A 23,387-nucleotide genomic window follows, 5' to 3' on the forward strand; every position below is an offset into this window, starting at 1 on the left:
TTTTAACTAAACTGGGTTCAAGAGCCTTTAAAAATTTAAAGATGGTCAGCTCTTGGGGCTTCATTTAGTTTGGGTTTAAAAAAAAAGCGTCCCGATTTGTATCGGGACGCTTTTTGTGTTTTTATGTTATTTCAATCTACAACAAATTAGCCCCGCTGGTTTATACCGGTGGTAATAATAATTGTTGTAATAATTGAAGTATTAAAAGTCATACTGTCTTGGTGTATTTTGTACACCGTAAAGTAGCAGATTATTTTTCTTAATTGCAAACAATTTTAAAATTTATTTGAAAAAATTTTAATAGAACGTTGAATCGGATGAAATAGCCGTATTTATGAACCGAAAACCATTCCGGATAACATGGTTAGCTTACAACAAGGTGAATATAAATAAAGCACAATTTTTGCTTTCCAAATTACTCTCAATTTCTTCTGTCATTTTACCTTTTTCATTTTACAACCTTTTCCATTCCTAATTGATACCTTTGTTCCAAATATGCAGGGCTTAGTTATTAAATCTACGGGAAGCTGGTACAGCGTTTTGGCCGACAACGGCGAACGTTATGATTGCCGTATTGTGGGTAAATTCAGAATTAAGGGCATTAAAACCACAAATCCAATTGCTGTTGGCGATCGCGTAAAATTTGATCTGGAATCTGGAAGTTCGCAAGGGATCATTCATGAATTGCTCCAGCGAAAAAATTACATCATTCGTAAATCAATTAACCTAAGTAAGCAAGCCCAAATTTTAGCAGCCAATTTAGATATGGCCATTTTGGTGGTTACATTGGCTTCGCCAAGAACCTCTTTAGGTTTTATCGACAGATTTTTAGTTACTGCCGAAGCATATGATGTGCCAGCGGTGTTGGTGTTTAACAAATTGGATTTATTCAGTAAAGAGGGATTGGAAATCCTTCAGGATTTTAAAGAGATCTATCAATCTATTGGTTATCCCTGCTACGAAGTTTCTGCTTTAAAAGGAATTAATATTTCAATTATACAAGAACTCATAACAGATAAAATCACATTGATTTCTGGTCATTCTGGCGTTGGAAAATCAAGTTTAATTAATGCACTTTTACCCGACAGAGATTTAAGAACAGGACAAGTATCTGATTGGAGTGATAAAGGGCAGCATACCACCACCTTTGCTGAAATGTTCGAGCTACCGCAAGGTGGATTTATTGTTGATACGCCCGGAATCAGGGAATTAGGTATAATTGATATCGAAAAAGAAGAACTCGGGCATTTCTTTCCCGAAATTTTTAAAACTTCTCATGATTGCCGGTTTAATAATTGCAGGCATATTAACGAACCAGGATGTGCAGTTATGGAAGCTGTAAATGAAGGCGATATTGCCATTTCAAGATATGAAAGCTACCTGAGTATTTATCACGGCAACGATACAAGGCATTAACCTCAAACTCCTTGGAAGGGTAACGAGACATGTACAACTAAAAAGGTCAAACATTTTTGGCAATTTACAATTAACTATACAAAGGAGAATCCTTTCATGGGATTTAGGGTTATGAAATTTAAACTAGGAGATTTTGTTCGTTTTGTTGATGAAAAACGTGAGGGTTATGTAACCAAAATCATTGATGCACAAACATTAGGTGTTACAGATGAGGATGGGTTCGAAATTCCGGTTGCCATCAGTAATTTAACTTCGGTGCACGGGCATGGTGCTGTTGCTGAAGAAGTAGATGAGCCCAAGCCGATTCAGGTAAATGTTCCTGGCCTCAATAAAATTGAAAACGGGATTTATTTAGCAGTTGCTAATGATAATAAAGCAGGTAACGTAGTTCACTTTTATTTACACAATCAAACTCCGGGCACTTTATTAGTGGCTTTAAATACCGAGCGCAAGGATAAATATTCAGGCGCTTATCATGGCATGATAAACACTGATCTTTCCGCTTTGGTTTATTCGGCTTCACTGGCCGATTTAGATATTTGGCCACAGTTTTTGTTCCAGATATTGCTATTTAGCAATGCTGACGTTAAACCGCTGAACCCCTTGGTGATTCATAAGAAATTCAGAGCTAAAGATTTTAGTGGCGAACTGAAAGACTTGCCAAATTCGAAACAAAAAGGCTGGTTAATTCGCCTTGATGCACCAACTCAACTGATTGATGCTCAAAAGTTAAAGGAGAGCTTTTTTAGGGGAGCCGATGAGAAAAAAACTGTAGATACCCCACCAAAAGAAGTGGATTTGCATATAGAGAAATTAAGAGATGACCATCATTTTTTAGCAGCTGATGAAATACTTCAAATTCAGCTAAATTATTTTCAGAAGACCATTGATGCTGCCGTAGTTCATCATTTTGACAAAATGATATTTATTCACGGTTCAGGAAATGGAACACTTAGGGATAAAATTCACAAATTAATCAGCAAAAACCCCCACGTAAAGACCTATATGGATGCAAGAAAAGAAAAATTCGGTTATGGTGCCACAGAAGTTGTGTTTAAATAACAATTGAGTTTTATCCAAAATCTTATAAACGCTGATTAAAGACTCAATTTTTAAGTAAACGAAATCATTTGTTTTATATCTTTATAAAAAGACTGATAAATTTATGAGAAGAATTTTGACTGTAATAATTGTAATGTTCGCCTTTGGAGTATTTGCCCAAACACCGAAAGACAAACAAGCCATACTCAACGTATTGGAGAAACAAAGAACAGCCTGGAATAAAGGTGACATTGAAGGCTTTATGCAAGGATACATAAATACAGATAGCTTGCTGTTTGTGGGTAAAAGCGGGCCAACTTACGGTTGGCAAAAAACATTAGATAATTATAAAAAAAGTTATCCAGGCAAAGCGGGAATGGGCTTTTTAACTTTTGGGATTAAAAAAGTGGATTTCTTAAATAAAGATGTGGCATTTGTGTTGGGCAGCTGGCATTTAAAACGGGAAAATGATGAGCCTCAGGGATATTTTACCTTGTTATTTAAAAAGATTAATGGAGAATGGAAAGTAATTGTTGATCATTCCAGCTAAGTTTTTAAGGCTAGCTTCTTGTATTTTGTGGTAAAATAATATAAAGAGAAAACAGTAAGCAAACACCCTAAAATTGATAATGCAATAACGCTGTTGGAGAAAAAAGTAACCCAGTTCAATTTCACTTTAAATATTTCTTTGCTTAATAAAACGCCTATACTTCCTACGTAACCTAATGAATCGGCAATATAAATGAGGAAGCCAACATTACCTGCATATTTGAATGTTGATATTAATCTGTCAAAGAATACCGCGTTAAATGGAATGTACACCATGTAAAGGCCCAGGCCAATAAGTGTCATCCACCAGATTGGTTGAAGAACCTGGGCCTTGAATAAAAGGGTACAGGCTCCGGCTAAAATAAACCCGATCAAAATAAAATAATGTGCTATTTGTAAAGCCCTAAAGTTATTTTTAATCAACACCATACTTCCAATCAGAATTAGAACGATGAGCGTTATTGGTGTTTCTGTTTTGGCAAATATTGAAGGCTGATTATAAAAACCCATCTCTTTCCACATTTCAGCACTGAAGTTATCCCTGATATCCCTGAAAATAGTTGCGAAGCAATAGATCATTATACAGGCGATCAAACCTCCAAAGAAATCTTTTACAAATAGCTTTCTATCTATGTTGTTCATCGGGATTCTTTCTATGCGATATTTTATATCTTCGGCATCTGGCGGTGGTATTTTCTCCATTAAAAACACAAATAGAATGAGGGGCAGCGCAAAAACCAAACCTGTGCTGAAGGGAATCCAGAATTCTGAAAGGTTAAACGTCAGGCTAAGCCACGAGCCAACTGATTTTACAAAACCTGAAGCAAAAATGAAACTCACGGCTAAAGTTGCCCCTATAAAATCTGTACTTCGCCTGCCTTCAACATAAGAAAATACAACGCCCCAGAGCATGCCCAATGGAAATCCGTTTATGAAAAGGAAAACAATATTATAGGGGATGGGGGTTATTGCAAAGAACAGCCAGCTTAACCAGGAAATTCCGGTTAAAATGATGATGATTTTCCCTCTACCGGTTCTTTTAAGTTCAGAGATGTATTTAATTCCATAGAACTTTGCTAATAAGTAACCCAGCATCTGGCAAATGACCAATATGGTTTTATAACTGTAACCTGCAATGTGCAAGCCATCGAATGTTGCAACAGTAAATGATTTCCTGAAGCCAAAAATCATGGTGTAAGCTAAAAAAACTACTACTGCGGCATATAATCCTGTTTTAACCTGATTGCTAAACTTAAAACTGTTGATCATTAATGTTTCCGGGGTATTTTGTTTCGGAAATATAACAGTAAAAGTTGATATTAATGTTTTAAATTGGAATGCTGGTAAGTTCTTATTCTCCCAATTTTAAATCCTTATAGTAAAAATCTTTATCTTCATCGGTAAGCTGGCGGATTACTCTACACGGGTTTCCTGCGGCAAAAACACGATCAGGAATATCTCTTGTAACTACGCTACCCGAGCCAATCACTACATTTGAACCAATTTTTACCCCTGGATTTACAACTACATTTCCCCCAATCCAAACACTGTTTCCAATGGTAATTTCTTGCGCCCATTCATATTCCTGATCGCGTAGATGTGAATGTATAGGGTGGCCTGCTGTATAAATGGCTACATTTGGTGCAATAAATACATTATTCCCGATGCTAACCTTGGCACAATCTAAAATTACGAGGTTGAAGTTGGCATAAAAATTATCTCCAATTTCAATGTTATAACCATAATCGCAACGAAATGGTGGTTCAACATAAAACATCTTTTCTGTTTTGCCAAAAAGCCTTTTTAATAACTCTTTTCTTTGTTTGATAAATTTGGGGGCCAGATTATTAAATTCAAAAACAATTTCCCTGGCTTTTAATCTTTCTTTTGATAATTCTGCATCGCCGGCCTGATAGGCTTTTCCGGCAAGCATTTTTTGTTTTTCAGTAAGGGTGTTGGCTTCCATTTGTGTTTTAATTTTTGCGAATTTAAAGAAATCGTTTTCCTATCTGTAGCAATGCGAAGCTACAAAAGTAATTTATTTTACAAGTAGAGTTAATGTTTTCAATAGTCTTGCAGCTAATCGTGGTCAGCATCATTCATGCCAGATGAGATTCCCGCCAGCGCGGGAATGACGGAATGTATATAGATTTACCATTAAGAAATTAAGGACATGAAGGCTTTACTTAATGTTCTTAATTTCTTAATGATCATTTAAAAAATGTGTGGAGTTTTAAGAGTTGGCAACTTTAATGGCAACAGCTTAATCGATCAAACTTTCCATAGCTTATGCCATTAAGATCCTGAAACAAGTTCAGGAAGACGACCGTTCATGTATGGTGTGTTAAGCGTAATGCCTAGCCACCACGTCATGCTGACCTGTAGCGAAGCGGAAAGCCACGAAGTAAATTTATTTTACAAGTGTAAATGTTAATTTTAAGAGGTCTTGCAGCTAATCGTGGTCAGCATCATTCATGCCAGATGAGATTCCCGCCAGCGCGGGAATGACGGAATGTATATAGATTTACCATTAAGAAATTAAGGACATGAAGGCTTTACTTAATGTTCTTAATTTCTTAATGATCATTTAAAAAATGTGTGGAGTTTTAAGAGTTGGCAACTTTAATGGCAACAGCTTAATCGATCAAACTTTCCATAGCTTATGCCATTAAGATCCCGAAACAAGTTCAGGAAGACGACCGTTCATGTATGGTGTTTTAAACGCTTCACCAAGGGGCTATCTTAATTGATGCCCCGCTGTATTTCATTTCTGAATATCAGTTAAGGTCTGCCTTTGGCCAAAGCCTTCTCTGCTATTTTAACTGCTTTTTTCTCCCGCCAGTTAGCATACTTTTCTTTGAAAGTCATTTTAATCAAACTATCGATGGCGCCATGCGTAAATAAACTCCAAACACTGGCCACTTTGCGTGAAATGGATTGATCCCAGGCACGAAGACTTAACGAGAATGAACCATCAACATATTTCATCCAGTGCCACATTCCTGTAGGCATAAATAAAGTATCGCCATGTTCAAGGAAAACTTCATAACCTTCCACTCCGTTTAATGCAGGGAATTTTTTGAAATCAGGATTGTCCACTTTGTAATCTTCCAGGGCGTATGTTGCATTTGGCAAACAATACAATCTGTCTTTCCATTTATAATCAAATAGAATGATGTGTTTTCTGCCCCCAAAATGAGTATGAAAAATATGCGGCAAATCGATATCGTAGTGTAAAAAAGTAACCGAATTAGAGCCGCCAAAAAACATTGCTGGCATGCTTTCTATAAAGCCACCCATCAAATCTTTAGGTATTTTAATATCGTTAATTAAGCTTGGAACTTTTTTAAACAAGTTGAAGAAAAATATTCTTAGCTCAGTTGGTTCACGTTTGATCAAATCGAGATAATCGCCAAATTTCATGTGCGCTGTAGCGGCATTAATCGGTTTAGACGGATCTGCTTTAGAATTATCATATAACGGAACTTCTAAATCTCCTCCAATTTCTTTCAAATATTCGGTAGTCCATTTTTCTCTCGCAGGCCAGTCTTTAGTTAAGCCTCTGATCACTAATGGCTTTTTTGTTTTCAGATAATTTTTTTTGAAATCCTCAGGAGTGATATTCTCGACGATGTCTACAGGTTTTAAAATGAAACTCATGCGTATTAAATTGATTATTTGTTGCCGAACAACAAATGTGTAAATTTTATTTTACAAATAATATATCTCAAAAGAAATGTGACGTAAATTACTTAATTCTGGGCTTGCATCTGGTTAAATAAATCTGGTTAAATAATGGCAGTTCTATATAACTGAATACAATATTAAACTTCTGCAAGTACTTTTCTTTTGGCAATTTCAGCATAGGCTGCATCCCATAAGTCAATGCGTTTTTGCAAAGCCTGCTTAGTCGTTTCTTCAGCTTCAAGCCAGAAATTTTCATCTTTTACGCAAAGCTTTTCGGTCATAGATAATGCTAAATGACTATGATGATCGCCATCTACTTCAATATGACGTTCCAGGTAATATTTAAAAATAGAAACCTGATCAGGTTGTGCACTGTTCAAATCGTTAACCATGCTAAAAAACATATTCGGGATTAAATCTTCCCGCCCGAAAGTAAAGCTAGCGGCCTGTAGATGAGTTTTGCCGCTGTTAATGGTTTCGAAAGTAGAGTTAACAAAATTCCTTGCCGATTGAGGAACCTGCGCCAATTCAAAAGCCATATCAAAATCTCTTCCTTTTTGCAGGGAAAGCAGAAAATTGTTAATTGGAGCTGTATTGGCTCCGCATTGCTCCATTGCATCTAAGTAAAGTTCAAAATGACTTTTAATGTTTCCATCAGCATCAACATCGCTTTCTTCGCCTGCTACAATCTCATTAATGAGTTGTCTGGTAACTGCATTGCCAACAGGAAACCACGGTAAAGTGGTACAAGTTAAATTTATCTGTAATGCCTTAAGGAGCGACATGAAATCCCAAACGGCATAGATATGGTGTTCCATGAAAACCCGGAGATCTTCTAATTCACTAATGGCAGAATAAACCTTGTGGTTGATAATCTGTTGCCTCAGTGGCTCAATATTTTCTTGAATTTTTAGAATGTTGGGATGCATATTAAAATTATTGAATGCTTGGAGTTGTTGAATGAGTATATGTTTTATTGAGTGATGATTCTCTCATCCGTTCATTCAATAATTCAATCATTATTTATTTTGGTAAATTATTTTTAAGTGATCTTGTTGCTCGTTTTATAGCCAGCTTTTCTTTCCAGCTCATATATTTCTCTCTGTAATTGGCTTTCATGAAGTCATCAAACTTACGTTGTAAGGTTAAGTTGTACAAGCTTTTTGCTTTTACCGACCAACTTTTATCCCAGGCCCTTAAACTGATGGAGAAAGAGCCATCGAGATATTTCATCCAATGCCAATAACCAGTGGGCATAAAAAGTGTATCGCCATGCTCAAGGAAAGCTTCTACTCCTTTAACGCCTTTTAATGCCGGAAATTTCTCGAAATCCGGATTTTCAACATCGTAATCCTCCAGCGCGTAAGTGGCATAAGGAATTTGATATAAGCGTTCTTTCCATTTATAATCGAATAAAATGACGTGTTTTCTACCATTAAAATGAGTATGAAAAATATGGGCCAAATCAATATCGTAATGTAGAAATGTGACAGAACCTTTTCCTCCAAAAAACATATTTGGATAGCGATCTAAAAAACCACCCATCAAATCTTTAGGCGCAATGTAATCTTCTAATAATTTTGGTGCAAACTTAATCGGATCAAAAAGGAATATTCGTAAATCTGTTGGAGTCTCTTTAATCAAATCGATATAATCCGCAAATTTCATTTCTGCTGCCGAAGCATTTATTGGTTTTGATGGATCGGCTTTTGAACTATCATACAATGGAATTGTTTTATCTCCCACCACTTCCTTCATATATTCCATTGTCCATTTCTGGTAAGCAGGCCATTGTTTAGCCATGTTTTTTATAACCAGGGGTTTGCGGGGGTTGAGGTAGTTCTTTTCAAAATCTAGTTTGGAAATATCTTCAACTACATCTATCGGAGATAAATCGAATTTCATGTTAATAAACCATTAATTCGCCAAAATTAAATAGTTAATAACAGCAACAGAACAAAAGCTGAAAACTTTAAATATATCTGACAAATACGGTCATTAATATCTGTATCAAAAAAAATGTTCTTGTTATATAGCCTGAACGTTTGATTTAAAAATGACACTTGATGTGTTATATCTTAATAAAAGATGTCTTTTTGCTTTATTAAAGCTGTTTATTGGAAAGGAGATTTAGTGGTTTTCTAAAAAGATACTTCTCTTAAATAAAAATAAGATTCCTGATTGCTCAAGAACCTTAAAAATGATAGTTGCTTAAAATTATTCAGGCATTAAAACAGTATCAACTACATGGATAACGCCATTTTTTTGATTTACATCAGCAATGGTTACTGTGCTCATGCCACCTTTTTCATCTTTTAAAACCAATTTTTTACCTTCCATCCATGCCCAAAGTTTACCACCCTGCACGGTTGTAAATTCCGCTTTACCACCACCAGCTTTAATTGCAGCAGCAATTGCTTTACTATCCATTTTACCGGCAACAACATGGTAAGTTAAAATTTTTGTAAGGGCTTCTTTATTTTCTGGTTTTACCAACATATCAACTGTTCCTGCCGGAAGTTTATCAAACGCTGCATTTGTCGGTGCAAAAACTGTGAAAGGTCCGGCGCTTTTTAAAGTTTCAACCAAACCTGCTGCTTTTACCGCTGCAACCAATGTAGTATGATCTTTTGAGTTTACAGCATTGTCAACAATATCTTTTGTAGCATACATTGCTGCACCGCCTACCATTGGGTTTTTTTGAGCGTAAACCTGGGAAGTAAATGCCATAGTTACTACAGCAAATACAGATAAGATTAATTTTTTCATTATTTTGTTTTTAAGTTTTGTTATTTGATTTCATTTACGATGCCTTACAGATTCTTGGTTTTTTAGAAATAAAAAAAACATTTAATTGGTTAATAATGAGTTGATTAAAATTATTGGAAAAGATGCTGTAGTAATTTTTGGGTTCGTGTAGTCCGTCTTTTCGCTAAATCCCCGATGAAGTATGTGAACAAAAAATTAAATGCAGATGCTTAAATCGGGGTATACCGCTTCAATACGGTTTAGATAAAATAAGCTTATGCAATCCACTCAGTTTTCCTTGCTTATTGCAAAAAAAAACCTGCAATTTTTAAATTGCAGGTTATATATTCAAAAGGCTGAACTAAAAAACTAATGACTATCTCAGGTAACCTTTGCTTCGCGAACTTTCTTTGAAAAAAAATTTGGAAAAAACCGTTTAAGCCAAACGGCTTTTGTTTCTTTGCCACCTATATAAACCTCTTCTTTTTTTGCTTTTACCGCTTTAACAATTTCCTTTGCGCATGCCGCTGCACTCATGCCATTTGCCTGCGCATCGTCCATTGTTCCCTGGCTATTCCCTGCTGCAGTTAAGGCGTTTACAGAAACATTTGTTTTAATAAAACCCGGGCAAACGATGGTAATATCGATGTTTTTGTCGTAAATTTCTGAGCGCAGGGAATCAAAATACCCATGTAAAGCATGTTTCGATGCTGAATAAGCTGATCGTAATTTTGTGCCGAATTTTCCAACCAGGCTGCTTACTACAACGATTTGTCCACCACCGTTTTTAATCATTGAGGGCAGAACAGCTTTACTCAGGTTTACCGTTCCCCAAAAATTGGTGTTCATAATTTGTTGTTCGGTTTTTAAGTCTGTTTCTAAAGCCAACCCTCTTTGACTTACGCCGCCACTATTGATTAATAAATCGATCTTTCCAAAAATTTTGATCGCATCCTGAGCTTTGCTTGCAAGAACTTCGGTTTCACTTAAATCAAAAGGTAAAACATGAACATTAAAAGAATTTTGGCAATTTCCTTTTACCCTAAATAACTCATCGCGGTTTCGTCCGGAAATAATTAATTTATCTCCAGCCTTGAAATATTCGTAAACCAGGGCTTCTCCAATTCCTGAAGACGCTCCTGTAATCCATACAATTTTTGACATGTACTCACAATTATTGAATTTTGAATGGTAGCATTAGAGAATGATTGTAAATATCACTCATTCAAAATCCACTCATTCACTAATTTATTATAAATAGTTCAGCGGCAATATGGTCTGCAAAAAGCTTTCCGTTTTGACTCAGTTTTATTTTATTGCCGTTGGTTATTATCCAATCTTTATCCTCGAATCCGCGTAAATTATATTTCGTTTCTTCGAAAAAATCTTTTCCAAAATCTGAATTTATTTTTTCCAGATCAGTGCCCCACATCGTTCTCAATGAGGTCATGATATACTCATTAAAACGGTCGTTTAAACTTAGTTCTTCAACTATTTCGGGTAATTTGTTGCTTTCCAGCTTCTCCATATAAATGGCATTGTTGGCGGGATTCATGTACCTGTTCAAACCATCAAAACCATGTGCCGAGGGGCCGATCCCAATATAATCCACACCTTTCCAATAATTGGTATTGTGAATGGCATAATGACCTGGTTTGGCAAAATTGGAAATCTCATAATGATCAAACCCAGTCGCTATCAATTTATCCATTAAAATCACAAATTGCGCAGCACTCTGATGATCACTTACCGGAATTTGCTTTTTATGTTTAATGGCGTGAGCTAAAGCCGTTCTGGGTTCAACTGTTAATGCATAAGCCGAAATATGCGGGACTTGTAAATCAATTGCTTTATTGATATTGCTGAGCCATTTATCATCTGTAAGCAAAGGATATCCATAAATAAGATCTAAGGTTAAATTCTCGAAACCTGCATCCTGACTTCTTTTAATGCAGTCTTCAGCTTCCTGTGCATGATGTGCCCGGTTCATCCAGATTAAATCTTCATTGAAAAAAGATTGAATGCCTACGCTAAAGCGATTAACCGGTAACTGCTTTAATTCCTTTAACTTCTGAGCTGTTAAATCATCAGGGTTTGCCTCAATCGTAATTTCTGCGCTAGCATCAACTGAAAAAGTTTGATTTATTGCATCGAAAATTTTTTGCAACGCTGCCTGCGATAATATGGAAGGCGTACCCCCGCCAAAATAAATGCTGCCTACCTGTCCTGAAACTCTATCTTTTTTGATTTTAATTTCTTTGCAAATGGACTCAACCATTTCATCGGCATATTTTAAAGAGGTGCTGAAATGAAAATCGCAATAATGGCAAGCCTTTTTGCAGAAAGGAATATGGATATAGATACCGGACATTGGTGCAAAGATACAGCATAATCTAAATCCATTTATTTTCTTTAGGTAAACAATGATTAATCGACTACTTTTGCATCCTTAAAGTTTTGATTTTAAACATGCCGAAATTTATTTTCATTTTATTCGCGCTTTTACTGTCAGCAAATTTCCTTGCGGCACAAGAAATGCCGGCTAATGTTGATTCGGCATCGGTTGTAAAATATCAATTTCGAAGATATCGGTTGGATTCGGCAACGCTTGCACGGCAAAAATTCGTAACCGATTCCATGATTAAACACACCTGGGTTTTGCCAGATAGCTTAATTAACAAAACTGCTTTTTTGGATAGTGTGGAAAAAGAATACATGTTTCCTTCGCTCGATTTAATCGGCTGGCAAAAGAAATATCAACATCTAAAAAAGAAGGCAAACCCTTATCAGTTAGGCTCTCAAATTCCAAAAGGAAATGCAGGGCTGTTAGGATTTATTTTTGCAATGCTGGTCATATTTGCTATTCTGAAAAATGCATTCTCAAAACAACTTTCGGCAATTGTTCAATCGTTTTTTAGTAACAGGGTCTTAAATAACATCAACAAAGAAGATAATCTTTTCAGTTCGTGGCCATTCTTGCTTTTATTTGTTCAGTTTGGATTTGTTTTCGGCATGTTTTTCTTTTTGGTTGCCCAATGGAGAGATATGTACCAGGCCAAAGAGGGATTTAAATTTTTCTTTACCATTTCCATTACCATCATTATTTTTTATGCATTGAAACTTGTTGTTTTAAGGTTTCTGGGCTATTTGTTTAATGTGCAAAAACCGGTGGGCGAATATATTTCAATATTGTATTTAAGTTATTTCAATGCATCATTACTTTTTATACCTCTTGTGGTATCATTCGCATTGTCTCCACTTAAATATGGCGAAGTATATATCGTATTGGCGGTCTTATTGTTAGGTGTAATTTTTGCATTTCAGTTATTAAGGGCCGGAGTTACGATACTTTCTAACAATAAGTTTTCTAGAATGCATTTATTTTTGTACTTTTGCGCCCTCGAAATATGTCCTATTTTAATACTAATTAAAACGATAGGATTGTAGCAGGAAAAGGAAAATGCAAGAAAAGAACGACTCTAGAATTCGCAAAGTGAAAAGTATTTTGGTTACTTTACCAAAACCTGAAACAGAAAAATCTCCTTATTACGATTTGGCTAAAAAGCACAACTTAAAAGTTGATTTCAGATCTTTTATTCACGTAGAAGGCGTGCCAGCAAGGGACTTTAGAAAAGACAAGATCAACCTTGCCGATTTTACAGCTGTAATTTTTACAAGCCGTAATGCCGCAGATCATTTTTTCAGAATTTGTGAAGAAATGCGTTATGATGTTCCGGCAGAGCTTAAATATTTCTGCCTGTCTGAAACGATAGCACTATATCTTCAAAAATATATCCAGTACAGAAAACGTAAAATTTTCTTTGGCAAACAAACAGCTGCAGATTTAGCTGAAGTGTTAAAAAAACACGCAAACGAGAAGTTTTTATACCCTTGTTCTGATGTGGCTACTGAAGATACAATGAAGTTTCTGGAAAAAAGTGGTTACGACTTTACACCGGCTGTACTTTTCAGAACGGTGGTAAGTGATCTTTCGGATCTGGCTGAAGTGTTTTATGACGTAATTGCTTTCTTCAGTCCGTCAAGTATTCAATCACTTTTTAAAAATTTCCCGGATTTTAAGCAAAATAATACCCGTATTGCAGCATTTGGAACCAATACAAGTAAAGCCTGTACAGATATGGATCTGATTGTTGATATAGCAGCACCAACCCCCGGTGTTCCATCTATGACAATGGCTATTGAGAACTACATCAAGGTATCTAATAAATAATACGACCTATAATTTATTTTAAGTCAATACAATAAAAGCGTAACTTTGCTGTTATAAGAGAGTTACGCTTTTATTTTGATAAAAATATTATATGGTAAAGGGTTAAAAACCACCATAGTATTCCTTTAAACAAACGATTTCATGTAAAATATTTGCAATTGTTGATAATTTCAATGATTTTTGATAAAATTGCTCATAATCGTGCTTGGCACACTATAAAAAATATGAAGAAAATCTACCTTCTAGCTATTGCGGGTATAACTGTATTGCTAGCAAGTTGTGGTCACGGTGGCCAGGGCGAGCTAGTGGGTGCCTATAACCGGAAATTCAGAAATAACAGAATACCATTAGGCATGGTTTATATTCCGCCAGGTCATACACCACTCGGAGGATCTGATGAAGATATTACCTTTTCTCAAAATGGACCAAGCAGAATGACTACCATTCCTGCTTTTTTCATGGACCAGACTGAAATTTCTAATGCAGAGTATCGTCAATTCACCAATTGGGTCCGCGATTCTATAGCAATTGCCATGATGGGAAATCCTCAACAGTTTATGATTACTCCACGCGGTAATGCTGCAGCAGCGGTTGGTGGCGAAAGATATATTGATTGGAGAAAAGTTGGTACGAACGGTGTTAATATTTGGCGAAACAGAGGTAGAAATGGTGCTGGTGCACAAGCCAGTCAACTAGATGGTATGTATTATTCTGGTTTAGATGCACTTCCCGGAAAGAAAGAACTTGACGTTCGTAAATTCGAGTATACATACGCTGAGTTAAATATGGATAAAGCTGCTCTTGGACATAAAGATCCAAATAGCAAACGCCAGGATTATATCGATAGATATACTGTTGCGATTTACCCTGATACAATGGTTTGGAAAACTGATTATTCATATTCAATGAATGATCCAATGGTACGTGCTTATTACAATCACCCTTCGTATGATGATTATCCTGTTGTGGGCGTAAGCTGGGAGCAAGCCAAAGCGTTTTCTCATTGGAGAACCAGATTATATGACGGTGTTGCTGCTGCCAGAAGAATGCCTGTTGGATCAAGATCTGATTACAGATTACCGGCAGAAACTGAATTTGAATATGCTGCAAGAGGCGGTAACACAAAAACAAAATATCCTTGGGGAGGTCCTTATATCAGAAATACTAAAGGATGTTTGCAAGCTAACTTTAAACCTGGTCGTGGAGATTACTCAAGCGATGGTGGTATTTACACTGTTGGTGTAAGATCATATTTTCCTAATGATTATGGTTTATACAATATGGCAGGTAATGTTTCAGAATGGACAATTACAGCGTATAATAAAGGTGCGGCTCCGTTGTTACACGATTTAAGCCCAAACTTTACTTATGATGCAGGTCCTAATGACAGCAAATACAAAAAGCGTAAAGTAGTTAAAGGCGGATCATGGAAAGACACTGGTTATTTCCTTCAAAATGCAGTATCAACATACGAATATCAGGATACACAAAGATCGTACATTGGCTTTAGATGCGTTTCATCTTATCCGGGTACTGACTTGAGGAATTAAAACCAAACAATCTAAATACTAAAAGAAAAACATTAAAATTTTATGGCAGCAAAAAAAACACCAAGATGGTTGAATCCAGCAATTTCATTCGGAGCTAGTATTGTAATTATTGGAGCGTTATGCAAAATCCTTCACATTGGCGGGATTTTCGGGAACTATGCAATTGGAATTGGATTAGGTGTTGAAGCTATTTTATTTGCTTTAACGGGATTTTACCCACCAGAACCTGAACCAGCATGGGATAGAGTTTACCCAGAATTAAGGGAGGATTTTAAAGGTGAATTACCAACTGCGTCGGCGAGACCTGCTACAGCTGTTTCTGCAGGTAATACAGCCGCATTAGATAAATTGTTATCTGATGCTAAAATCGGTCCTGAATTAATTGAAAGCTTAGGTGCCGGCTTACGTACATTTGGCGATAAAGTAGCTACAATTTCAAACGTTGCTGATGCATCTACCGCTACAAATGAGTTCACTGGAAAAGTAAAAACAGCTTCTACCAGTTTTGATAATTTAAGTGCGGCATTTGATAATGCTACTCAAAATTTGAAAGCAATGGGCGAAAGCAATGTAGATTCTCAGGCTTATCACGATCAGGTTAACAACCTGGCTAAAAACTTATCAGCATTAAATGCAGTGTATGAATTAGAGTTACAGGATTCCAGCGCACATTTAAAATCGATGAATAGATTCTATTCTAATTTATCACTTACCATGCAAAACTTTAACGAATCAATGGAAGATTCGAAACAGTTTAAGGAAGAGGTAAATAAATTAGCTAAAAACTTATCATCATTAAATGCAATTTATGGTAATATGCTTTCGGCTATGAATGGCCCACGTGTATAATTATCTAGTTTTTAATTTTTAAAAAAGGAAAGCTACATAACACATGGCAGGCGGAAAAGAAACAACAAGGCAGCGGATGATCAATATCATGTATTTGGTATTGTTGGCTATGCTTGCCTTAAACGTATCAGATACAATTTTAGATGCATTCAAAAACATTAATGATAGTTTGGATACCTCTAAAAACAATGTGAATACCAGTATTGATCAACTATTTACTGCGTTCGAAAACTCTAAACTCAAAGAAGAACCAGCACGTGCTCAACCTATTTATGACAAGGCAAAACAAGCAAAAGCCGCTGCTGATGATTTGAATAACTATATTGAAGGCATTAAAAAAGAATTTACTCAGGCAGGAGATGGTATCGATCCGGAAACCGATGATTTAGTAAACAGATCTAATCAGGATATTGCTCAAAATATCATGATCAACCAAAGAAAGGCCGATGAGTTAAAAAAGAGAATAAACGCAACCCGCGAGAAGTTAATCTCATTATTGGATCCTGCCGATAGAGCAGCAGTTGCTTTTTCTCTTGAAGCTAAAGATCCTGTAAGAAAAAGAAAAGGTAACTGGCAGGAAACTTATTTTGGTGAAGGAACACCATTAACAGCTGCAATGACTATTTTAACTAAATTGCAAACAGATACAAAAAATGCTGAAGCAGAAGTTGTTAAAAAGTTGTTCGGAAATATGGATAAAGCACAGGTTAACTTAGACCAGTTTGCGGCTGTAGCGGTTGCACCAACTTCTTATGTTATCCAGGGCCAGCCATATACTGCTGAAGTTTTTTTAACAGCAAGTGATTCAAGATCAACTCCGGATATTACTGTTAATGGAAACAAATTGTCAGTTAAGGATGGGAAAGGAACATATACCGGTGGAACAGGCAGTGTAGGTGAGTTTACCTGGGTGGGTACTATTCGCGTTCGTCAAACTGATGGTCAAATAAAAGAGTATAAAACCCAGCCTCAGAAATATCAGGTAGCAAAACCTTCTGCCAATGTTTCTTCAGATAAGATGAATGTAATCTATGCAGGGATTGCTAATCCATTTTCAGTTTCTGCCGCAGGTTTTCCATTGGAAACGGTAAATGCAAACGCAACAGGTGCTTCAATGAGTAAAATAGGAGCAGGAAAATATAATGTTATTGCCGATGGAAGTAAAGTTGGTAGTGAAGTAACCATTAATGTTTCTGCCTTAAATGCAGGTAAAACGGTTTCTTTGGGTAGTACCAAATTTAGAGTAAAAGCCATTCCTGCGCCAGTGGCTAAAGTTGGTGGAAGAGCAGGTGGAGACATTGCTTCTGTACAGTTAAAAAGCGAATCGGAAATTGAAGCGGATCTGGATGATTTCCCTTTCGATGTTAAATTTAAGATCCAACGTTATAAATTAACGATTATTAAACCACGTTCAGACGCGGTTACCATTGCCGGAAGCGGTGGAAGTTTTGCTGGCGCTGTTAAAGGTGCTATGAACTCCATTACTCCCGGAACGAGAGTATTTTTTGAAGATATTGTTTCTGTAGGACCAGATGGTCGTCAGAGAATTTTACCTTCATTAGCATTTAGTGTTAAATAAGAAGAAGATGAAAAGGATTGTAAGCATTATTGTTTTAGCTTTATTCGCTACGTTGGCCTTTGCACAAAATAAACCAACAAGGTTAGCTCCGAAAACAGCCACACCAGTAACACAGACGCCTGTTACAGATACTGTTCCGGCTCCAGTTAAAACAGCTAAGAAAAAGCTGAAAGTTCCGCCAAAAGATGGTTTCTATGCCCGTAAAGATATAGATAGCACAGAAATGGTTCCTTTAGCTGATGTACGTGAAGAAGATGTGTTTTACGCTAAACGCATCTGGAGAGAAATTGATTTAAGAGATACCGTAAATTCTGCTTTGAAATCTCCGAAATCTAGATTGATTGATGTGTTAATAGCAGCGATTAAATCAGAGGAATTAACAGCCTATTCTCCAATAGACAGTGTGCTGAATGAGGATGATGCATTTAACAATCCAATGAGTGCAGATTCTGCTGCCAGATCAGCTTTAGGTACTGCTGAAGTTTCAAACAATAAAACAGGTACAGTAACCACTGTTGTTAATGATTTCAATCCTGAGTTGTTTTTGAAGTTCAGAATAAAGGAAGATTGGATTTTTGATGTTAAACGTTCAATTTTTGAACCTCGTATAGTAGGTATTGCTCCATTGAAATTTAATGAAGTTTCTAAACAATGGCAACCGGTTTTCTGGGTATACTATCCTGAGGCAAGAGAAATCCTGACCAAGAAGCGTTTGATCAATACCAATAATGATGCTTCTACTTTAAGCTTTGATGATTTCTTTATCCGTCGCTTATTTAGCAGTTACATTGTAAAAGAATCAAATCCGGGTGATAATAAAATCAGAGATATTATTACTGATCCAAGAGAAAGGTTGTATGAATCAGAAAGAATAAAAAAATCTGTTCTCGATTACGAACAAGGACTTTGGGAATATTAAAACACAAAGGCTTCGATTTTTCATCGAAGCCTTTGTGTTTTAATAAGAGTCGTCATTGCGAGGAACGAAGCAATCTCCTACTACTTTAGGTTTTGATAACTGCGAATGCATTAAGATTGCTTCGTTCCTCAGCAATGACGATTGTCTTATTTACTCCACTTTAAAATATTCCTGCAAAGTTAACATCTGCTTTTTATTCAAAACCTCTGCTAATTCTTTCTCTGTAGCCTCACGTATTTTCTTAACCGATTTAAAGTGTTTTAACAATTTATCGGCAGTTGTTTTACCAATGCCCTCAATTTGTTCCAGTTCTGTTTTAAGCGTTCCCTGATCGCGTTTTTTCCGATGAAAGGTAATGCCAAATCGATGTGCTTCATCACGTAATTGCTGGATTACCTTAAGTGTTTCCGATTTTTTATCAAGATACAATGGAAAAGAATCTCCAGGATAAAATAATTCTTCAAGTCTTTTAGCAATTCCGATCACAGTTACCCTGTTTTCTATTCCTAATAACTTTAAACTCTTCATAGCCGATGAAAGCTGGCCTTTACCGCCATCAATAATAATCAGTTGCGGCAAAGGCTGGTCTTCATCAAGCATTCTTTTATAGCGACGGAAAACAGCCTCTTCCATGGTGGCAAAATCATTCGGGCCTTCAACGGTTTTCACATTGAAATGGCGATAATCTTTTTTTGAAGGTTTTGCATCCTTAAAAACCACAATTGCTGAAACAGGATATTTCCCCTGAAAGTTAGAGTTATCAAAGCACTCGATATGTTTCGGTAATTGCGTTAAACGTAAATCCTTTTGCATGGTGGTTAAAATGCGGTCAGTTCTTAAATCAGGATTTAGTTTTTCGTATTGATTTAATTTCTCTTTTTTAAAGAACAACACATTCTTTTGCGATAGCTCTAAAAGTTTCTTTTTCTCGCCCAGCTTAGGAACAGTGAACTTTAGGTTTTCATCTTCTAAAGAAAGTTCAAACGGAACAATGATTTCTTTTGAGGTACTGTTGAATTTCGTTCTGAACTCCAGCATTGCAGTGATCAAAAGCTCATCATCACTCTCATCCAGTTGTTTTTTTATTTCGATGGTTTGTGTTTGAATGATTGTGCCATTCATCACTTTCAGGTAGTTTACAAAAGCATACCTTTCATCTGATGCAATACTCACAACATCAACATTGGTGATGGCGCTGTTAACCACAGTCGATTTACTCTGGTATTTTTCCAGAACCTGTAACTTACGTGAATATTGATGAGCCAGTTCAAAATTTAACTCTTCAGAAGCGGTTTTGATAATTCCCTTCACATCACGAATAACATTGCCAATTTTACCATTTAAAATTTCCTTGATTTCTGCAATATTCCTATCGTAATCACTTTCCGTTTGATAAGCCTGGCAAGGTCCCTTGCAATTTCCGATTTGATATTCCAGGCAAACCTTGAATTTCCCTTCAGCAATGTTTTTCTCATTTAAGGGCAGGTTACAGGTTCTTAAAGGATAGGTTTCTTTGATTAAATCTAAAATGGTGTGCATCATCCCTATTGAACCATAAGGACCAAAATAGGTAGAACCATCTTTAATCACTTTTCTTGTCCAGTAAATTCTGGGATATTGTTCATTCTTAACAATAATCCACGGATAAGTTTTATCATCCTTTAAATTGATGTTAAACTTGGGTTGGTGCTTTTTAATTAAGCTATTTTCAAGCAGCCAGGCATCAATTTCCGTATCTACAATGGTAAACGTTATCTTCCTGATCTTAGAAACCAGTACTCTTGTTTTGCCATTAAACTGCTGTCTGTCACTATTGAAATAGGAGCCCACGCGATTGCGAAGGTCTTTTGCCTTTCCAATATACATCAGCTTCCCATCTGCATCCCAGTATTGGTAAACGCCTGGTTTATGCGGAATGGCTGTTAATGCTGTTTTATGGTCGAAACTGCTCATGTAAATAAGAAGAGCAAAAATGTTATAAATTAATGACTGAGTTTGAAATTTTCTATAAGCTCAATAGATTTTTGGGATATTAAACTGTCAAAATGTATAACATCGTAATATTTAATTTTTTTCTTCATCTGAGCAAGCTCAATTTTATTTCCCATACCTTGTAACAGTTCCATTGTTGTAACTGAAGAAAGTAAAATGTTTTTAAAGCCGATTTCCTCCAGTGCTTCAATGGTTCTGGAGTTTCCGTTAAAAGCGTGTATGAATATGTTGGTGTCACACAAGATCATAACTACTTTTTACGATCCCAAGATTTAATTCTTATTTCTTCAATGCTTTTTGGTGCATCTTTCCAAATGCCAAAAAGCTCTTTTGGGTTAAGTTCTTTATTCCCCTTAGATATGTTCAGTTCAGAATTATTCTGCAACGAGATAATTTTGATGTTGTCCAATTTCATTATTTGAAATAAAGAAAGGAGTTTTTCCATTTCATCAAAATCTGATATTTCCAATGTAACTTTCATATATTTCAAATTTCCAGTACAAATTTAATATTTATATCCTATAGTTCGATGGAAACTTCCTGTAGCCAGATCGAGAAAGGTTAAAACCCTAACTTTTCATCTAGCTCCGTTGTTCCTTCCTCTTGTTGCTGGTATTGGTTACAATCATAAGTGATGGATACTCCGGATTTTGGCGGCTCAAAATCAGCATGGCTAATTTTTAAAGCAGGATTTGCATACACCCGCTTAATAAAGCCTGCAAAAATAGGAAGCGCTGTATTTGCTCCCTCTCCCTGGTTGGTGCTGATAAAGTGAAATGCCCGGTCTTCGCAACCTGTCCAAATTCCAGTTACCAGCTGAGGTGTAATGGCCATAAACCAGCCATCAGAATTATTTTGAGTAGTACCTGTTTTAGCGCCAATTGGAGCGTTCACCTTGTACTTATAGTTTAACCTTGAACCTGTTCCGTTCGAAACTACACCTTTAAGCATTCTGGTCATTACATAAGCAACTTCTTCACTCATAATTGGTTTTGGGATTTCTTTTTGTGAGAAAAGTACCACACCATTTTTATCTTCAATTCTTAACAAATAGATTGGTTTGGTGTAAGTTCCTTTGTTGGCAAAAGCACCGTAGGCACCAACCATGTTAAAAATGGATGAATCGAAAGTACCTAAACAGATAGATGGATATGGAGGAACATTTGGAATGCCCATTTTAGTGGCCAGGTTGGAAACTGCGACCGGGCCAACCTGTTTCATTAAATAGGCGGTAACGTAGTTTTGAGAATAGGCCAATGCTTTTTGCAGTGTGATGCTGCCCGGCAATGGTTTGCCAGAGTTTCTTGGTGTCCATGGTTCGCCATAACCATCAATAGTTACAGGTGTGTTTACAACAGAATAACAAGGAGAATATCCATTTTCGATAGCTACGGCATAAGTAAACGGTTTTGCAGTTGAACCTACTTGTCTGGTTCCCATTTTTACTTGGTCATATTTAAAATGCTCATAATTGATCCCGCCAACCCAGGCCTTCACGTGTCCGTTGGTTGGGTCCATGGTCATCATGGCATTACGCAATAACATTTTATAGTAACGAACCGAGTCAATAGGTTTCATTACCGTATCAAGATTTCCTTTCCATGTAAAAATGGTCATCTCTGTTTTGGTATTGAAATCTTCTTTAATTTCTTCGTCAGATTTACCTTCCAGTTTTAAAGATTTGTAACGGTCTGATCTCTTAATGCCTTGTTCAATTTGTAATTCTTTACCCTTAAACGGGTTTCTGCCTTTCCAGCTATTGATAAATTGAGCCTGTAGAATTTTCATGTATTCTTTTTGAGCCTCTTCTGCATATACCTGCATATCATAATTCAATGTGGTATAAATTTTAAGTCCATCGCGATCTAAATCATAAGGTGTTCCATCTGGTTTTGTAATACCCTGCTCCTGAAAAATGGTTTTGATATCATTTTTTAACACGGAACGGAAGTATGGGGCAACGCCATCATTAACGGTTGCTGCATTGAAATGTAAATCCAGCGGTTTATCCTTTTGCTCATTAAACTCTTGTTGAGATAACAGTTCAGATTTTACCATCATGGCCATAACCGTGTTTCTGCGGTTTCTTGAACGCTCAGGATGGCGGGTAGGAGAGTACATGGTAATTCCCTTTTGCATCCCAACCAATGTTGCGGCCTGAGTAATTGTCAATTTATCTGGAGTGGTATTGAAATAAACTCTTGCTGCAGATTTTATACCATAAGCCTGGTTACCGAAATCTACAGTATTTAAATACATGGTAATAATCTCCTCTTTGGTATAGTTCCTTTCTAACTTAACCGCCACAATCCATTCTTTGAATTTGGTAAGCACCAGTGAAAAGAAGTTAAGATTTGATTCTCTCGGGAAAAGATTTTTAGCCAATTGTTGGGTAATGGTACTGGCGCCCTGTTTTTTCCCGATCAAATTATAACCAATAATGGTAAATGTACGTTTGAAATCTATTCCAGAATGCTCTTTAAAACGAGTATCTTCTGTTGCAATTAAACCGTTAATTACATTTTCAGAAATATCCTTGTAAGTGACATTCGATCTGTTTTGAACAAAATAAGTTCCCAGCGGACGACCATCTTCTGCAATGATTTCCGAAGCCTGATTACTTTTCGGATGTTCAATGTCTCTGAAAGAGGGCAGGGCGCCAAAAAGCCCTAATCCGATCATCGAAATAAAAATAGCAAAAAGTGCTATTCCGCCGATCAGTATCTTCCAAATGACTAAGCTATATCGTTTTGTTTCTTGCGCAGAAAGGGATTTATTCATTTTGTGTGGTAATTAGTCCAAATGCTACTTTAATTGAAGCTATTT

Annotated in this window: 21 protein-coding genes; 9 read left to right on the forward strand and 12 right to left on the reverse strand. The window is 36.4% G+C overall.

Going from position 1 to position 23,387, the window contains the following annotated elements:
• The first annotated feature begins 495 nt into the window (after positions 1 to 495).
• From rsgA to DU508_RS08670, 3 genes are all read left to right on the forward strand, one after another.
• Positions 496 to 1,416 carry a ribosome small subunit-dependent GTPase A gene (gene rsgA / locus DU508_RS08660; protein ID WP_115402410.1) on the forward strand — a complete coding sequence of 307 codons (921 nt, stop codon included), beginning with the start codon at positions 496 to 498 and terminating at the stop codon, positions 1,414 to 1,416.
• A gap of 111 nt (positions 1,417 to 1,527) precedes the next feature.
• Positions 1,528 to 2,478, forward strand: a complete 951-nt coding sequence (locus tag DU508_RS08665; protein ID WP_115402732.1) for a Smr/MutS family protein — start codon at positions 1,528 to 1,530, stop codon at positions 2,476 to 2,478.
• Between the two features lie 103 nt (positions 2,479 to 2,581).
• Positions 2,582 to 3,007, forward strand: coding sequence for a YybH family protein (locus DU508_RS08670; protein ID WP_115402411.1), 426 nt, complete (start codon positions 2,582 to 2,584; stop codon positions 3,005 to 3,007).
• Here DU508_RS08670 and DU508_RS08675 read toward each other — a convergent pair.
• From DU508_RS08675 to hemW, 8 genes are all read right to left on the reverse strand, one after another.
• Positions 3,004 to 4,275, reverse strand: coding sequence for a DUF5690 family protein (locus DU508_RS08675; protein ID WP_115402412.1), 1,272 nt, complete (start codon positions 4,273 to 4,275; stop codon positions 3,004 to 3,006). The genes DU508_RS08670 and DU508_RS08675 overlap by 4 nt on opposite strands.
• A gap of 82 nt (positions 4,276 to 4,357) precedes the next feature.
• The gene (locus DU508_RS08680; protein ID WP_115402413.1) at positions 4,358 to 4,972 is read right to left on the reverse strand and encodes a sugar O-acetyltransferase; all 615 of its coding nucleotides are present in this window, start codon (positions 4,970 to 4,972) and stop codon (positions 4,358 to 4,360) included.
• 815 nt (positions 4,973 to 5,787) lie between these two features.
• The gene (locus tag DU508_RS08685; protein ID WP_115402414.1) at positions 5,788 to 6,666 is read right to left on the reverse strand and encodes a cupin-like domain-containing protein; all 879 of its coding nucleotides are present in this window, start codon (positions 6,664 to 6,666) and stop codon (positions 5,788 to 5,790) included.
• Positions 6,667 to 6,830: 164 nt separating this feature from the next.
• Positions 6,831 to 7,622 carry a DUF3050 domain-containing protein gene (locus DU508_RS08690; RefSeq protein WP_115402415.1) on the reverse strand — a complete coding sequence of 264 codons (792 nt, stop codon included), beginning with the start codon at positions 7,620 to 7,622 and terminating at the stop codon, positions 6,831 to 6,833.
• Positions 7,623 to 7,716: 94 nt separating this feature from the next.
• Positions 7,717 to 8,598 (reverse strand): cupin-like domain-containing protein, encoded by an 882-nt coding sequence (locus DU508_RS08695; RefSeq protein WP_115402416.1) that lies wholly within the window; start codon positions 8,596 to 8,598, stop codon positions 7,717 to 7,719.
• Positions 8,599 to 8,910: 312 nt separating this feature from the next.
• Positions 8,911 to 9,462, reverse strand: a complete 552-nt coding sequence (locus DU508_RS08700; protein WP_115402417.1) for a fasciclin domain-containing protein — start codon at positions 9,460 to 9,462, stop codon at positions 8,911 to 8,913.
• A 360-nt stretch (positions 9,463 to 9,822) separates the two neighbouring features.
• Positions 9,823 to 10,605 carry an SDR family oxidoreductase gene (locus DU508_RS08705; protein ID WP_115402418.1) on the reverse strand — a complete coding sequence of 261 codons (783 nt, stop codon included), beginning with the start codon at positions 10,603 to 10,605 and terminating at the stop codon, positions 9,823 to 9,825.
• A 79-nt stretch (positions 10,606 to 10,684) separates the two neighbouring features.
• Entirely contained in the window at positions 10,685 to 11,812 is a 1,128-nt protein-coding gene (gene hemW / locus DU508_RS08710) for a radical SAM family heme chaperone HemW (protein WP_115402419.1), read from the reverse strand.
• A 98-nt stretch (positions 11,813 to 11,910) separates the two neighbouring features.
• On the opposite strand from hemW, the gene DU508_RS08715 reads away from it, so the two are divergent.
• From DU508_RS08715 to porN, 6 genes are all read left to right on the forward strand, one after another.
• Positions 11,911 to 12,888: a DUF4271 domain-containing protein gene (locus tag DU508_RS08715; RefSeq protein WP_115402420.1), complete on the forward strand. Its 978-nt coding sequence runs from the start codon at positions 11,911 to 11,913 to the stop codon at positions 12,886 to 12,888.
• Between the two features lie 13 nt (positions 12,889 to 12,901).
• Complete coding sequence (locus DU508_RS08720) at positions 12,902 to 13,672, forward strand: uroporphyrinogen-III synthase (protein WP_115402421.1); 771 nt, start codon at positions 12,902 to 12,904, stop codon at positions 13,670 to 13,672.
• 224 nt (positions 13,673 to 13,896) lie between these two features.
• Positions 13,897 to 15,222 carry a T9SS ring complex lipoprotein PorK/GldK gene (gene porK / locus DU508_RS08725; RefSeq protein WP_115402733.1) on the forward strand — a complete coding sequence of 442 codons (1,326 nt, stop codon included), beginning with the start codon at positions 13,897 to 13,899 and terminating at the stop codon, positions 15,220 to 15,222.
• 42 nt (positions 15,223 to 15,264) lie between these two features.
• Positions 15,265 to 16,071 (forward strand): type IX secretion system motor protein PorL/GldL, encoded by an 807-nt coding sequence (gene porL / locus DU508_RS08730; RefSeq protein ID WP_115402422.1) that lies wholly within the window; start codon positions 15,265 to 15,267, stop codon positions 16,069 to 16,071.
• Between the two features lie 43 nt (positions 16,072 to 16,114).
• Entirely contained in the window at positions 16,115 to 17,650 is a 1,536-nt protein-coding gene (porM, locus tag DU508_RS08735) for a type IX secretion system motor protein PorM/GldM (protein ID WP_115402423.1), read from the forward strand.
• A gap of 7 nt (positions 17,651 to 17,657) precedes the next feature.
• Positions 17,658 to 18,569: a type IX secretion system ring subunit PorN/GldN gene (porN, locus tag DU508_RS08740; protein WP_233509437.1), complete on the forward strand. Its 912-nt coding sequence runs from the start codon at positions 17,658 to 17,660 to the stop codon at positions 18,567 to 18,569.
• A 150-nt stretch (positions 18,570 to 18,719) separates the two neighbouring features.
• Here porN and uvrC read toward each other — a convergent pair whose 3' ends face one another.
• The 4 genes from uvrC to DU508_RS08760 form a co-directional block, all read right to left on the reverse strand.
• Positions 18,720 to 20,522, reverse strand: a complete 1,803-nt coding sequence (gene uvrC, locus DU508_RS08745) for an excinuclease ABC subunit UvrC (RefSeq protein ID WP_115402425.1) — start codon at positions 20,520 to 20,522, stop codon at positions 18,720 to 18,722.
• A gap of 29 nt (positions 20,523 to 20,551) precedes the next feature.
• Positions 20,552 to 20,809 (reverse strand): PIN domain-containing protein, encoded by a 258-nt coding sequence (locus DU508_RS08750; RefSeq protein ID WP_115402426.1) that lies wholly within the window; start codon positions 20,807 to 20,809, stop codon positions 20,552 to 20,554.
• 2 nt (positions 20,810 to 20,811) lie between these two features.
• Positions 20,812 to 21,042, reverse strand: coding sequence for a hypothetical protein (locus tag DU508_RS08755; RefSeq protein WP_115402427.1), 231 nt, complete (start codon positions 21,040 to 21,042; stop codon positions 20,812 to 20,814).
• 80 nt (positions 21,043 to 21,122) lie between these two features.
• Entirely contained in the window at positions 21,123 to 23,342 is a 2,220-nt protein-coding gene (locus DU508_RS08760; RefSeq protein ID WP_115402428.1) for a transglycosylase domain-containing protein, read from the reverse strand.
• Between the last annotated feature and the right edge of the window lie 45 nt (positions 23,343 to 23,387).

The sequence above is a fragment of the Pedobacter chinensis genome (assembly GCF_003339865.1).
In the GTDB taxonomy this organism is placed as follows: domain Bacteria; phylum Bacteroidota; class Bacteroidia; order Sphingobacteriales; family Sphingobacteriaceae; genus Pedobacter; species Pedobacter chinensis.